Below are 13,677 nucleotides of genomic sequence, written 5' to 3' on the forward strand. Positions count from 1 at the left end.
AGGTATTAGTTGTAGCTCTGCTTCTGGAGGGCCGTCCCGTTCTCGTCCAACACCTGAAGTTGCTGAATAGCCATACCATCTTCAATCATCAAGGCGAAATAGCCGTTTTGAGGAACCTCGCGACGACGCTCGCCATTGAACAAAACGATTTCAAGCGCTGCTACTTGCGGCGAGTACACCCTACCAAACATAACTACATAGCTCTTCCCATCATCAGACACACTCCCGCCTCGGTGAACATCGATCAGCGCATCCGGCGCTGGTGAGTCGAGTGTTCCGATTGACAGACCGGCTCCGTCAACCCATCCACCGATCTCGCGGACGACCTCAGCAAAGCCATAAACGGGGAGATTCATTGGCTGCCCCGGATTGGGCGGGCATATCGCCGTGTAAACGATCAACGAGCCACGAGCCAGCGGGTAGGTGCTCTGGATCTGGATCGTATCGAGCGGCGGATCACAGCCGTTGGTGCGGCGCACAGCCTCCTCAAGCGTCAACGCGGGTAATTTGTTGCTTGAGCCTGAGCCTACGAACGGAAGATTACATCCGGTCATCGGCAACAGGGATGCGAGGAGCAAGAGGACAAAGGTTAGGATTTTTCGCATGAGTTTTACATTTCCTACTACCCACAACAGCAGTATAGCTAAAGAGCATGCTGCTGTGGGTAGATAGCTTAGTCGAAGTAGTAGAATCCGTAGGCTGAGTGGAGATAGGTACTCGTGCTATGTCGGTATTGGCGCATGATGAAACTATCCTGTTCTGGTTTCATAGCCGTCCAATTACCATTGATTGGCTGATTCCAGAAATTACAACGTCTATTCACCGCAGATTCTGCATCAGTACACGATGAATTCCAGGTAATTCCAGCTGTTCCGTCCGTACGTGTTTGGTCAGTAACACCATAGACCCTACATGTACCCTCAATTTTGTAAAACAACTGGTAGGCAACCTCCCAGCCAGTAGAGAACCGGTACCTACCATTAATCCACCTACCCAAAGTCTCCTGGCAGGCGGCTGGATAAACGCCGGTACCGTGGATTCTAGCGCTCACGCGGCTGGCTAACTCATCCTCTAACGCCTTATTTTGAACAGAATCATCGGTCAGTATAACGTAGTCTCTGATACCTGCGCGCTGTGCTTCAGCATACGTCATCGTCCGTGTCCAGATGACTGAACCGGGAGAGCACGCATGCTCTGGTCCGAAGTCGACCGAGATTTTACACCCGGACTCCGTTGTTTTGTCCTCGGCAACAACGACAAGGGGTGCTGATGCTGGCGGTTTGAAAGGTGCGGACAGGCTGTTCGCTGCGGCTGGTAGTGTGCCGATTGTAAGCACAGCACCGAGCAGCAGACCTTTGAGCATGAGCTTCATCAGGTCACTCCGTCATGGATGAAATAGTGATTCGGGGGGAGGGAACAACGGGATTATACCAATATTTAACATTTAAACAACCACCTCCCTTGACAGCCCCACGAGCTGCGGGTATGCTCCTGCCTGTTTTACGACCAGAGGACCGATTCATGGAGATTGACACGTCAACCGAACGACCCGCGCTGCGGAGCGTGGAGCAGACCCGGCGCAGCATACCCTGGCGTCCGCTGCTCTCGTTGCTCGGCACGATCGCGCTGACGCTGCTGCTGGTGGCGCTGCCGGTCGACGTGACCAGCTGGGGCGCGCTCGGCTATCTCGGCGCGTTCGTGCTCACGCTGCTCTCAAGCGCGACCGTGCTGGTGCCGCGCGTGGCGCTCGGCGCGGCGCTCAAGTTCGGCGCATCCGGCGCGCTCAACCCGATCCTGGTGGGGCTGGTTTCGGGCATCGCAGCGGGGCTAGGCGAGAGTACCGGCTACCTGGCAGGCCGCAGCGGCGCGGAGCTGGCGCATCTTCAGGAGCGTCCGGCCTACCGACGCATCGCCGCGTGGGTCGAGCGCCGGGGCACGCTGACCGTCTTCATCCTGGCGGCGATACCCCTGCCGCTGATCGACCTTGCGGGCCTCGCGGCGGGCGCGATGGGCATGTCCTTCCTACGCTTCGAGCTGGCCTGTCTCGCGGGAAAAATCACGCGGTTCGTGCCGGTCGCGCTGTTCGGGCACTGGCTGCGGCTCAACGGCTGGCTATAAACCGGAGAGGAATCTATGCGAAAGCTCCTGATCGCAACGACCAATCAGCACAAGCTCGCGGAATTTGCCGCGCTGCTCGACGAGCTTCCCTTCGAGCTGGTCAGCCTGCGCGATGTTGGCATCACCGACGACGTGGAGGAAACCGGCGCTACGTTCAAGGCCAACGCCCAGATCAAAGCCGAAGCCTACAGCCAGCGCAGCGGCCTGCTGACTCTGGCCGACGACTCGGGCCTGGAGATCGCCGCGCTGAACGGCGCGCCCGGCGTGCATTCGGCGCGCTATGGCGGCGTGACGGGCGCGGCTCAGCTTGCCCTGGTGCTCAAACAGCTTGAGGGCAGGCCGTTTCACGAGCGTATGGCGCGCTTCGTCTGTGTGATCGCGATTGCCGAGCCGGGCCAGCCGATCCGCTTTGTCGAAGGCACCGTGCCCGGCGCGATCGAATTCGAGCCGAAAGGAACGCATGGCTTCGGCTATGATCCGATCTTCTATCTGCTCGATCGCGGCATGACGATGGCTGAACTGGCGCCTGAGGAAAAGAATCGAATCAGCCATCGCGCGCAAGCAGTTAACAAAGCGCGCACGGTATTACATGCAATCGCTGCAAACAACGCAGCCTGAACATGCTACAGCCTCCACATTGACGCTCCTCGGATACAGAGGAGCGTTATTGCTGCACGATGCATCCTGTAACCACTGATAGTGGTCAACCCCTGCTCGGAGATCGGAATATCGTTAAAAGTTTTTCACCCCTGAAAGGTATATGGCGTACAATAGGATGAAATCATGATCGAAACGATAGAAACCATCTTGAAATTATCAATAGTTGCTGTAGAATAAAGTAAACACAAGAAAATCAGAGAAGGATTCCTTTTTCGATTGTTCTTGAATCGATCGGTACACGATTCTTGTACCATCCCAAATAGGGGGCTAACATGGCAGATATTCGTATCTTGACGCCACAACAACTGGAAGATCGGGAGCAAAAACCCAAAGGCCGCAGTGGGCGACGCCGCAGCGAAGAGCGGACACGCATTATCGACGAGTATAAAGAGGCGCTGCGCGGTGTAGAGCCTGGTTTCGGCGGCGATGTTTCGCTGGGCGAAGATGAAGAAAAGCGGACGGTTCGGCAGAACCTAAAAGCGGCGGCTCAAGAACTCAATCTGGCGCTGGAGTTCCGCCCGATCAAGGATAAATCGCGGATTCACTTCCGCGTGATTACGGCGGAGCAGGCCAAGGCAAAGCCCAAACGCGGCGGGCGGCCTCGCAAAAACGCATCACCGTCGGCATAGCAGGCGACACGATCCACTGACAGGATCGGCCTGCTGCACGAGCGCTTCGGCAGCGGCAGGCTACAACTGCTTGCAGAGCAGCAAGAGCGGCGATACTCCTAGCGGCAGCCAGGCTAATAATCCTCGTCGTCGCTTGACCAGCGTGTACCCGTGACGCTCGTATAAGCGCAGCGCCGGTCGATTGGTTGCGACGACTTCGAGCAGCGCCGTCGATTTGCCCATCTCTTGCGCCCGGCAATGCAGGTATTCGAGCAGGCTGTCGGCCACGCCATGCCCGCGCCAGGTCTGCGTGACCGCGACGCTGTAAATGTACGCCTCGGTGATCTGCGGTCGATACGGCGGAGGCTCGGTCAGCGCTGCGCGCACATCGAGCAGGATCGACGGCCCGACGCCCAGCTCTTCAAACATGGCCTGCTCTTCGGCGCGATCGAAGCGCGCCTGCATCTCCCACGTGCGCAGCCCGGCCACACCGATCGGCGCGCTTTCTCCGTCCACAGCCACAATAATCCCATTGAGACGGCCCGGCAAGGCATGAATACGCTCGATAAAGCGCCGCCCTGCGCGCTGGCGCAGCATGCCGCCGTATTCATGCCCAAATCCTTCGAGCAGCAAATCGGCAATCGCCGGGACATCCGCGCGCGTTGCAGGACGAACCGCAAAGGCTTTGGTCAAGCACGCTCCTCCAGCTTAGCTCACATCTTTGACACGTGCAGTGTACGATTTAATAGTTCCGATTGCAAAATTATAGACCGAGGTTGATCGCAGGCGACGTAAAACGGGACATACCGATTGGTACGTCCCGTGCCGGTTTGATCTGGCTGGTGCGCTACGCCGCACGATCCTCAAGGCCACGCAGCAGCATCTCGGCCTCGTCGGGCGAAAGCCGCCCCTCGTGGACCATCCGCAGGATCGCAAGGCGCTCGGCATCGCGATTGGCGGGCTGAGCAGCTTCGGTCTGTGCGGCTTCGGGCTCCTCGCGCTCGATCCGTACTGTCTGCCCGGTATAGCCCGACGGCGACGGCGGTCGCGGTGGTGCCGCAGGCGGACGAGGCGGTGTTGGTCGCCCAGGACGTGACTGTTGCCAGTGCTGCAATGCCTGCTCGATCGCCTCCTGCGCGCGGCTAATACCGCCGGCTGCGGCGGCGCGTGCCTCACGCTTGAGCCGCTCGATCTGCTCAGGATCGAAGCCAAAATCGCCGCCCTGCGGACCTCCAGGCCAGCGCCCAGGCCCGTACCGTCCGGCCTTGTAGCCGCGCGCGGCATCGCGCATCGTCTCGCGCCCGGCTACGCGGACCTCGCGGGCAATCTCGCGACCGAGGTTGCTCAGGTCACGCGCCAGGGTCCGGCCCATCTCTTCCAGCTCACGGGCAAAGCCGCGCATTTCATCGCCGAAGCCTTCCATGGTACCGCGAATATCCTGCCAGTCGGCGGAGCCTTCGCCGTGATGCCCGGCAAAGCCGGTCGCCTGCTGCGGTGCCGCGCTGCCCTTGACCTCAAGATCGCCGCCGATCATCAGATGCATCCGCGAGCGTCCCTCGCCAAAGATCAGCCGGTGACGGCCTGCGCCGCGCCGAATATTCCACTCCTCGCCGGAGCCGCTAAGATGACCGCCGACCACCGCGACCAGCGTCAGATCGGGCTGCTGCGGCATGCGTAGCTTGACATCGCCGCCGACGATGCTGCGGATCTCGCCCTCGACGCTGCCGCCCAGTGTCACCTTAAGATCGCCGCCGATGTGACCAAGCTGGCCCACACGCTCGATCCGACCGATCTCGGCATCGCCGCCAACCGCGCGGATGCTCAGATAGTCCGCGCGGTCGATCCGAAAATCGCCGCCGATATGGCCGATCTTGACCGTCGCGCTTGCGCCGGATGCCGCCTCGCCGGATTGACCGATCATGACATCGCCGCCAATCGCCTCCAGCTCGATCTCGGCTACATCGGCGAGCCGCGCGTCGCCGCCGACGCTATGCGCCCTGAGCTTGGTCATGGTGTACGCGCCCAGCTCTCCCACCGAGCGCACGGTGACATCGCCGCCGATCCCGCTTAGCTCCACCGATGCGCGGCGGGGCAGCGCGATCCGCAGGCTGGTCGGATGCCCGTTGATCGTCACCGTATTGTCCTCGTGCTGCAGATACGGCTCCAGCGATTCCTCGCCCGTCACATCGATCGTGGTGCCCTCATGCCCGGCGATCTCGACATCGCCGCCGCAGCCAAGCACTCGTAGCTGCATCTCCGGGTCTACGTCCGCATGAAAGGTTGCCATCGTCATATCCTCCTAATCGAAACGTTCGGCTTACTCAAGCGTCAGCTCGATCCGCTCATCGTGCGCGGGATCGATCCATTCGAGATGGGCGCTGCCGTGGTGCTCGGCCTGTGTGGTTAGCGCCTCGATCGAGCCGTTGGGTGGCAGCAGCCGCGCGCCGAGACGCTGTGCCACGCTGACAAGGCTGACCGGCAATGTCAGCGCGACCTTGACCTGCCCGCTACTCACATTGATGATCCGTAGCCGCAGGGAGCGCGCTCGCCCCGCAGCCGATGCGGCATAGCCGCCCGTTGGCGATGCATTGGTCATGCTATACCTGCCTTTGCCTCCTGGTTCCAAGTTTCCTATCCTTGGTTCTTAAATCTCGGTTCTCAGTTCTCCGGCCCATCGGCGCGCTAGCTCGACGATTGGCTGCGGGCCGATTTGAGCCGTTCCAGCGCTTCTTCAGGGCTGAGTTCGCCGCGCCCCAGCTGCTCAAGCACATCCATACGCGGACGCTCCGCCGGTTGCGGCGCGCTTTCCTGAAAGCCCATCGCCGTTGCCAGCTCGTCCATGCGATTACGAACGGTGTTGTAGTGGACGCCCAGATCGCTGGCGACGCGGTTCATGTTGCCGCGATTCTTCACCAGCAGCGCGATCAACTGAAGCTGCTCGCTCGTCAGCCGTTTGAGCAGCCCCAGCTCAAACTCGCCTTCCACGCCGCCGTGGCAATTGGTACAGTCGAGCCGGGTGGCGATCAGCTCGCCGTCGCAGATCGGACAGCGCGTTAGAATCGGGTAGGCCATGGCACTTCTCCTGTTTGAACCGGTTCCTGTATCAATACCGCTCAATCATCTGTCACAATATTACAACTGAAATAGCAAAAGTCAATATATCATTTGTAGATTTTATAAAATCTCAACCAGAATCCCCGGCACACACCCCTTGAACGACTCCGGTATAATGAGGGAACCACACTGCGGCTCGATCCAAAGCTGGACTGAGCAGCATCGGATCGAGCCAGAGCGCGCACCTTACGGGCAAGCCTCCGTTGCAGATAGAAAGAGAGCCTTGTGAACACGATTTTTGTAGCCATCGACGTTGAAACGACAGGGTTAGAGGCGGGAACCGACGAAATTATCGAGGTTGCCGCGGTAAAGTTTCGTGATACGGAGGTGCTGGAAACGTTCCAGCGGCTAGTTCGGCCCAACCATAGCTTGCCGATCAAGATCGCGCAACTGACCGGCATCAACGCCGAGGAGCTGGAAACCGCGCTGCCCTTCCCGCAGGTCGCGCCCGACTTCGTGCGCTTCGTGAAGAGCTACCCGATCGTCGGTCACTCGGTCGGCTTCGACGTGCGCATGCTCAGCGCTCAGGGCGTGAAATTGCCCCAGCCCAGCTACGACACCTTCGAGCTGGCGACGCTGCTGCTGCCGGGCCAGCCGAGCTACAACCTGGGCGTGCTCGCAACGGCGCTTGGTATTCCGCATCCCGATGCCCACCGCGCGCTGGCCGACGCCGACGTTGCCCGTCTGCTCTTCACCAACCTGTTGCAGCGCATCACGGCGCTCGACGACACGATGCTCAACGAGATCGTCGGCCTGAGCAAGCACACCGACTGGACACCGCGCGTGCTCTTCGAGACGATCGCCCGCGAGCGCTCTTTTACGGCGCTCAGCCGTCCAATCCAGGGCGCTCCCACAGTCGATCTGCAAACGCTGGGCGTCGCCTGGCGCGGCATCAAGCCGCTCGAACCGACCAACCGGGCCGCGCCGCTGGAGCTCGATCACGTGCGCGTGTTTTTCGCGCCCGACGGCCCGCTCAAGCAGGCGTTTCCGGGCTACGAGCAGCGCGCACAGCAGCTAGATATGACCCTGGCGGTGGCTCAGGCGTTTAACGAGGGCAGCACGCTTGTGGTGGAAGCGCCAACCGGCACCGGCAAGTCGATGGCATATCTGGTGCCCGCCGCGCGCTACGCCGCCGAGCGCGGACAGCGCGTGGTCGTCTCGACCAACACGATCAACCTTCAGGATCAGTTGTTCTTCAAGGATATTCCGGCGCTGCAACACGTGATCGACACCAGCATCATCCGCGACCAGGGCGTCGATGTCGAGCCGTTTACGGCGGCGCTGCTCAAAGGACGCGGCAATTACCTCTGCCTGCATCGCTACGCCAAGCTGCGCCGCCAGGAGCAGCCAACACCCGAACAGGCTCGCGCGCTGATCAAGATCGGGCTGTGGGTCAAAGATACCCAGACCGGCGACCGGGCGGAGCTGGCGCTCGACGAGAGCGAGGCGCGCGTCTGGTCCGATGTTAATGTCACAGTCGATACCTGCATCGGCCCGCGCTGTCCCGAATTCGAGCGCTGCTTTTTCTACAACGCGCGTCGCGCAGCCGAGGCCGCGCATCTGATCGTCGTCAACCACGCGCTGCTCCTGAGCGACGTGCGCGCCGAAAGCCAGGTCTTGCCGCGCTACGATCATGTAATCATCGACGAGGCGCACCATCTGGAGGATGTCGCCACCGACCAGCTTGGGTGGTCGCTTGAGCAGGGTGAGCTGCTGCGCTTTCTGGACGAGGTGTGGCAATCGGGCGGGGCGCGGCTCTTGAGCGGCCTGCTGTCGGAGCTGCCCAACTACTTCAAAAACTCGGCGGCAACACCACACGACCTCGATCGCGCCGAGGGCTTCGCGGCGGCGCTGCGTCCGCAGGTCGATCGGACCCGTCAGGCGACCTACGAGCTGTGGCGGCAGTTGCGCGGCTGTATCGAGCGGCTGTCCAAGGAGAACGGCTACGAGCAGCGCGTGCGTCTCACGCCCCAGGTGCGCAGCGGGCCGATCTGGGCGACGGTCCAGCAAGCCTGGGAGAACGTCATGCTGCCGCTGGCCGACATCGGCAAGGGCCTGGCGAGCCTTGAGGCGCACATCAAAACGCTGGAGGGCGCTGGCCTGAACGAGTATGACGAGCTGCTGCTGCGCCTGGGCATGCTGGCGAACTGGGCGATCGATACGGCCATCGCCGGAGCGCGGGTGATCTATGGCGATGCCGAGGGCATTCAGTGGCTAGCGCTCGACCGACAGCGCGACAACCTGCGGCTCCACGACGCGCCGCTGCACGTCGGCCCGCTGCTGGAGTCGAAGCTCTTTGCCGCCAAAGAAACCGTCGTGCTGGCCTCGGCCACGCTCTCGATCGACGGCTCGTTTGATTACGTCAAGCAGCGCCTGGGGCTGGACTCCGCGCCCGTGGACGAGCTACAGCTTGGCTCGCCCTTCGACTACCAGCGCTCGACGCTGCTCTACCTGCCCAACGACATGCCCGAACCCAGCGACCGCAGCTACCAGCGGTCGCTCGAAGACGCGCTAATCGCGCTGGCGACGGCGACAGGCGGGCGGATGCTGGCGCTCTTCACCTCGAACAGCGCGCTGCGGCAGACCTACCGAGCGATTCAGGAGCCGCTCGAAGATCAAGAGATCGTCGTGCTGGGGCAAGGCCTGGACGGCTCGCGCCGCTCGCTGTTGCAGCGCTTCAAGGAGCATCCGCGCGCCGTGCTGCTGGGCACAAGCTCCTTCTGGGAGGGCGTGGACATCGTCGGCGATGCGCTGAGCGTGCTGGTGATCACCAAGCTGCCCTTTGCGGTGCCGAGCGATCCGGTCTTTGCGGCGCGCTCCGAGCTATTCGACGACGCCTTCACCAGCTACGCAGTGCCCCAGTCGATCCTGAAGTTCAAGCAAGGCTTTGGTCGGCTCATCCGCTCGAAAGAAGATCGCGGTGTGGTCGCCGTGCTGGACCGGCGATTGCTCACCAAGCGCTACGGCAAGCTCTTTCTCGGATCGCTGCCGGATTGTAGTATCCAGCAGGGGCCGCTCAAAAACTTGCCGCTGGCAGCAGCGCGCTGGCTGGTATAGCATCAAAGAACAAGGGAACAAAGTAACAAAGAACACAGATGAGGGCCTGCACGCGAAACTTGGAACACATTAAGGAGCAGCTATGCGCATCACCTTTCAAAGTGCGCTTCAGCTTACCCTCCCGTCCGTCGCGGAACTGCAAACGGCTACCTACGGCGGCGGCTGGAAATCGAATCCCACAAAGCTCGCCGATATCTTTCGCGTCCATAACGTCGATCTTGAGCACAGCCTGATCGCCTACGACGGGCGTAAGCTGATGGGACTGGCCCTGCTTGGTCGCCGCCGCGCGCACGGCTGGCTCTACGATTTCGGCATTTTGCCCGCCTACCGTGGCAAAGGCTTGGGCACGCGCCTGCTGATGACCGCCGCTCGTGAGGCAGCCAAGGCGGGCGTACGAAGCATTGAGCTCGACGTGTGGGAAAAGCGGGACGACGCGATCCGCCTCTACCAGCGGGTAGGCTTTCAGCATGTGCGCACGTATCTCAACGTCGAAGCCTCAGGAGATGATCTGCGGCTCAGCGAGCTGGATCTGCCGCCGCGATTACGGCTAGCCGTAGGACGGGTCGAGGATGTCATCGGTTGGTACGCCGCCGCGCGGGACGAGCCGGAGCCGTGCTGGGATCGGGGCTTACCTTCGCTGCTGACCTACGGCGATGCCCAGCTCTGCACGGTCGCCGACGACCAAGGACTCGTGGCTTGTATGCACTACGTCGCACGGAGCGCATCAGGAGCCGATCCGAACCGGGTGCGCCCGATGTTTATCGGTCTTACCGAACGATCGGGCCTCGAACACATCCGCGCGCTCTTCAGCTTCGCCGCACGCAGCGCTTTCGAGAATATTTCCACAACCATGTTCCGCGTCGCGCTTGAGCCCGAACCAAGCAAGCCAGCTCGGCTGCTGCTGGATGTTGGGATGCAGATCGCCGGACGCGCGCTCGATATGCGCCTGAACATCGCGCAGCTCTATGGCTCGTAGGCCAGCCGACGCGGATCGATGCAGCATCGTACCCGGCAGAGGTACTATTCTAGGGCCGCCAATCAGCGCCGCCAAACTATCTTGACGAAATTTAACACTATGGTATTATGCCAACAATATCACTCCTTATCGTGGATCTGTAGTACGATGAGGAGATGTTTAACGTCGTGACTTTCATGCTATGAAATGGCTGGCCCTTCATAGAATCAAGGAAGTCTCACCCTCCAGGTTGAACCAGTTTGCCGTCCTGTTCGCGTTGCCTCCCGTTGGCAACAAAAAAACTGCTCTCACTCCACCTAATTTTAGGTCAGGTATTGCATGACGACACGTACGCGAGCACGACTACCGATTGAGGATGGTATGTGCTAGGGCTAGCGTTACCAGGCATCCTTGGGCTGACATGGTGGAGCAGATGGCTGGGCTTGCCGGAGTATAACAATTGCACACGTCACCGATGACTGCTCCCATCCGCTCCTGTGCTCAGCGTCAACACGTACAAGATAGCCGAACGGACGGAGTAGGGATAGGCACACATTCGTATGTTCTGAGGGGAGCCTGCCTTGTCAAAGCAATCACAACTTGAAACACACGATACCGCACAGACAGCTATAACATTTAACACCGAAGAGTTTAAAGAATCCATTGAGCCCCAGAAAGATCCACAAAACAAACCAGCAAAGTCTCAAACAGTCTCATATCGGCAACTATTATCTAACCCCAACTTCCGGCGGCTCTGGCTAGGCCAGTCGATCAGCACCTTCGGCAGCTATTTTACCCGGGTTGCCATCCCGATCTATGTCTATAGAGTCACGGGAGGCTCCTACACACATCTTGGTCTTTCATTCTTTGCATCGCTGCTGCCACCGCTCTTGTTTGGGCTGCTTGCCGGCGCGCTCGTCGATCGCTGGGACCGGCGGCGGACGATGATCGTGACCGATCTATTGAACATCGTCCTGCTTTGTGCGCTGATCGCCACTGTGCTATTGCCCCTGGGGTCGCTAGTTCAGCTTGGCGCGCTCTATACGATAACCTTCTTATCCTCCGCGCTCCACCAGATTTTCCACCCGGCGCGAATCGCAATCTTCACCGAGGTTGTGTCGGACGATGAGCTATTATCCGCCAACTCGCTCGATCAGTCGACGACCAGCCTCGGCGAATTGATGAGCTATCCCCTGGCAGCGATCGTCCTGGGCTACTTCGGCCCGGCGATCGCGTTTGGCATCGATGCCGTCAGCTTTTTGCTGTCGGCGCTGCTGATCTGGCGCGTCAAAGTCCGCTCCACACCGCCCGAAACCCGCGCAAACACCAATATTTTGAGCGAGATTGCCGACGGCCTCGCGACAATCAATAAACTGCCGCTGCTGCGCAAGCTTGCGATCCTGAGCCTGATCGTACCGCTCACCTTGTCGCTGCTGGCAACGCTTCAGTTGCCGTTCGCGGTCGAGATGCTAGGCAGCACGGAGGCGGTCGGTTACTCGACGTTAGAAGGCGCGACGGTGTTCGGCCTTCTCATCGGCACGCTGCTTCTCGGTCGATTCGGGCAGCACATCACGCGCTGGAAGCTGCTGGCGAGTGGGATAATTAGCTATGGCGCAGCCGTAACAGTCGTCGGCCTGGTGCCGGACATCGGCTTCTACCTGTCACTGCCCGCAAAAACAGAGGGCAACCCGTGGACACCATTGTTACTGCTGGCGATGCCGTTTGTGTTTCTCCAGGGGGCGGCCAACAGCTTGATCTACACCAGCATACGCACGATGCAGCAGGAGCACAGCCCGCGCGCGATGTTAGGACGAGTCTCAAGCACGATCTCGGTCGCGGCAAGTGTCGGCTGGTCAACCGGTGCGCTCCTCACCTGGCTGGGTGAAGGACGTATCAATACGATGATTATCACCATCGGGATTATCATCTTCGTCATCGGTGTGTTGAGCCTGCGCTGGCTGCGTGTGCCGCCCGTAGAGCCTCAGCCGACAGCGAAGCAGGCTGTTCCAGAGCAATCGTTCTAGGACAAACCTCGATCTATCATGCGCGGCAGGGACGGGCTACAACCGTCCTTGTTCTGTGTCCGGCAGCCGCAGCGGGCTATGACGACTCGGCAGACGGCGGCTCAACGCGGCAGCGCCGCGATCCGCCGGTTGGTAACAGAAATCAGCAGCCGGGCGAGCATCATCGTGGCGGCGGGCAGCAGCGCGGGGAGCGGGCCGAGGAGCGCGAGCGGCAGCAGCGCAAGGTTGAGGCCAACCGCCCACAGCGTATTAAGGCGCAGCGCGCGCTGGACGGAGCGCGCAATCATGCGCAGCCGCTCCGGCTCCGCAGATCCGATCGGCACCGCCAGCAGATCGGGCCGATCCGCAGCCTGGCGCAGCGCAGCGCCCGATGGCACGAGCCAGCCCGCAGCCGCGGCCCGCTCCGCGCCCACGAGATAGGCCGACGATGTGGCAATACCAAGTGTGCATGGGCAGGCAGCAGCGATCGTCGCCAGCGCGGCCAGGCCGCTCTGGGCCAGATCGCGGGTCCACCACAGGTGCCAGCCCAGCGCCGCAGCCGCGCAGCCCAGCATCGCCAGACCCAGCCAGGTCATCGTGTGCTCGTGTGAGATGCGGCATGAGCGATATTCGGCTCCAGGGTGCGGCAGGTTGAGCGGGGAGAGCTGCTCAAGGACGACGACAAAGCGCTGCTCGATCTCGGCTGCCTGCGACCTTCCCGCCAGCAGCCAGGCCAGCGCCATCGCCGACGCATCGAAGTACATCGGCGCGGTCGGCTGTGCCAGCGCAGGGCAGCTTGCGACAAACGCGGCCAGCGCGCCGAGGACGACAAGATCGGCGGCACGCAGACGGACAGGGCGCAGCGTCCGCCACGCTTCGCGCAGCAGATCGCGTGCCGTCCAGAAGGTTAGCAACGTCAGCCCGGCGCTCGACCAGACCACGAGCATCGCCCACCATCCAGCGCCGTGAGCGTCGTGAGCGCCGAGGGCCAGGATATGCAGCGGCACGCCAAGCGCCATCACCAGCATCGCCAGCAGCATACTGCGCATCGCGCGCCGCTGCAAAGCCACCGCATACGTCCGCCGCAGGTCGGCTTCGAGGTGGTCTGCCGTCCACGATACCGTATGCTCCAGGCTCGCGCTGTTTCCCGCCGCCATGCCAG

General features: G+C 61.1%; 12 protein-coding genes. 6 read left to right on the forward strand and 6 right to left on the reverse strand.

Going from position 1 to position 13,677, the window contains the following annotated elements:
• Positions 1-5: 5 nt before the first annotated feature.
• Complete coding sequence (locus tag VFZ66_19725) at positions 6-605, reverse strand: hypothetical protein (GenBank protein ID HEX6291423.1); 600 nt, start codon at positions 603-605, stop codon at positions 6-8.
• A gap of 916 nt (positions 606-1,521) precedes the next feature.
• On the opposite strand from VFZ66_19725, the gene VFZ66_19730 reads away from it, so the two are divergent.
• The 3 genes from VFZ66_19730 to VFZ66_19740 all read left to right on the forward strand — a co-directional run bounded on the left by VFZ66_19730 (position 1,522) and on the right by VFZ66_19740 (position 3,407).
• Entirely contained in the window at positions 1,522-2,118 is a 597-nt protein-coding gene (locus VFZ66_19730; protein HEX6291424.1) for a VTT domain-containing protein, read from the forward strand.
• 15 nt (positions 2,119-2,133) lie between these two features.
• On the forward strand, positions 2,134-2,736 hold the full coding sequence (gene rdgB / locus VFZ66_19735; protein ID HEX6291425.1) for an RdgB/HAM1 family non-canonical purine NTP pyrophosphatase: 603 nt from the start codon (positions 2,134-2,136) through the stop codon (positions 2,734-2,736).
• Between the two features lie 314 nt (positions 2,737-3,050).
• On the forward strand, positions 3,051-3,407 hold the full coding sequence (locus tag VFZ66_19740; GenBank protein ID HEX6291426.1) for a hypothetical protein: 357 nt from the start codon (positions 3,051-3,053) through the stop codon (positions 3,405-3,407).
• A 60-nt stretch (positions 3,408-3,467) separates the two neighbouring features.
• Here VFZ66_19740 and VFZ66_19745 read toward each other — a convergent pair whose 3' ends face one another.
• From VFZ66_19745 to VFZ66_19760, 4 genes are all read right to left on the reverse strand, one after another.
• Positions 3,468-4,079 (reverse strand): N-acetyltransferase, encoded by a 612-nt coding sequence (locus VFZ66_19745; GenBank protein ID HEX6291427.1) that lies wholly within the window; start codon positions 4,077-4,079, stop codon positions 3,468-3,470.
• Between the two features lie 154 nt (positions 4,080-4,233).
• Complete coding sequence (locus VFZ66_19750; GenBank protein ID HEX6291428.1) at positions 4,234-5,673, reverse strand: hypothetical protein; 1,440 nt, start codon at positions 5,671-5,673, stop codon at positions 4,234-4,236.
• Between the two features lie 30 nt (positions 5,674-5,703).
• Entirely contained in the window at positions 5,704-5,982 is a 279-nt protein-coding gene (locus tag VFZ66_19755) for a hypothetical protein (protein HEX6291429.1), read from the reverse strand.
• Positions 5,983-6,068: 86 nt separating this feature from the next.
• On the reverse strand, positions 6,069-6,458 hold the full coding sequence (locus tag VFZ66_19760) for a DUF2089 domain-containing protein (GenBank protein HEX6291430.1): 390 nt from the start codon (positions 6,456-6,458) through the stop codon (positions 6,069-6,071).
• 267 nt (positions 6,459-6,725) lie between these two features.
• On the opposite strand from VFZ66_19760, the gene VFZ66_19765 reads away from it, so the two are divergent.
• From VFZ66_19765 to VFZ66_19775, 3 genes are all read left to right on the forward strand, one after another.
• A complete protein-coding gene (locus tag VFZ66_19765) occupies positions 6,726-9,557 on the forward strand; it encodes a helicase C-terminal domain-containing protein (GenBank protein HEX6291431.1) in 2,832 nt (943 codons plus the stop codon).
• Positions 9,558-9,639: 82 nt separating this feature from the next.
• Positions 9,640-10,533: a GNAT family N-acetyltransferase gene (locus VFZ66_19770; GenBank protein HEX6291432.1), complete on the forward strand. Its 894-nt coding sequence runs from the start codon at positions 9,640-9,642 to the stop codon at positions 10,531-10,533.
• Positions 10,534-11,093: 560 nt separating this feature from the next.
• On the forward strand, positions 11,094-12,536 hold the full coding sequence (locus VFZ66_19775; GenBank protein ID HEX6291433.1) for an MFS transporter: 1,443 nt from the start codon (positions 11,094-11,096) through the stop codon (positions 12,534-12,536).
• A gap of 101 nt (positions 12,537-12,637) precedes the next feature.
• Here the strand turns inward: VFZ66_19775 and VFZ66_19780 are convergent, their stop codons facing one another.
• Positions 12,638-13,672: a hypothetical protein gene (locus VFZ66_19780; protein ID HEX6291434.1), complete on the reverse strand. Its 1,035-nt coding sequence runs from the start codon at positions 13,670-13,672 to the stop codon at positions 12,638-12,640.
• Positions 13,673-13,677 lie beyond the last annotated feature (5 nt).

The organism is Herpetosiphonaceae bacterium (genome assembly GCA_036374795.1).
GTDB lineage: Bacteria > Chloroflexota > Chloroflexia > Chloroflexales > Kallotenuaceae > LB3-1.

What these genes read in the sequence shown, in the direction of transcription:
- VFZ66_19725 (HEX6291423.1), bottom strand. Translation starts at nt 605, where the DNA reads ATGCGAAAAATCCTAACCTTTGTCCTCTTGCTCCTCGCATCCCTGTTG.
- VFZ66_19730 (HEX6291424.1), top strand. Translation starts at nt 1,522, where the DNA reads ATGGAGATTGACACGTCAACCGAACGACCCGCGCTGCGGAGCGTGGAG.
- rdgB (HEX6291425.1), top strand. Translation starts at nt 2,134, where the DNA reads ATGCGAAAGCTCCTGATCGCAACGACCAATCAGCACAAGCTCGCGGAA.
- VFZ66_19740 (HEX6291426.1), top strand. Translation starts at nt 3,051, where the DNA reads ATGGCAGATATTCGTATCTTGACGCCACAACAACTGGAAGATCGGGAG.
- VFZ66_19750 (HEX6291428.1), bottom strand. Translation starts at nt 5,673, where the DNA reads ATGGCAACCTTTCATGCGGACGTAGACCCGGAGATGCAGCTACGAGTG.
- VFZ66_19755 (HEX6291429.1), bottom strand. Translation starts at nt 5,982, where the DNA reads ATGACCAATGCATCGCCAACGGGCGGCTATGCCGCATCGGCTGCGGGG.
- VFZ66_19760 (HEX6291430.1), bottom strand. Translation starts at nt 6,458, where the DNA reads ATGGCCTACCCGATTCTAACGCGCTGTCCGATCTGCGACGGCGAGCTG.
- VFZ66_19770 (HEX6291432.1), top strand. Translation starts at nt 9,640, where the DNA reads ATGCGCATCACCTTTCAAAGTGCGCTTCAGCTTACCCTCCCGTCCGTC.
- VFZ66_19780 (HEX6291434.1), bottom strand. Translation starts at nt 13,672, where the DNA reads ATGGCGGCGGGAAACAGCGCGAGCCTGGAGCATACGGTATCGTGGACG.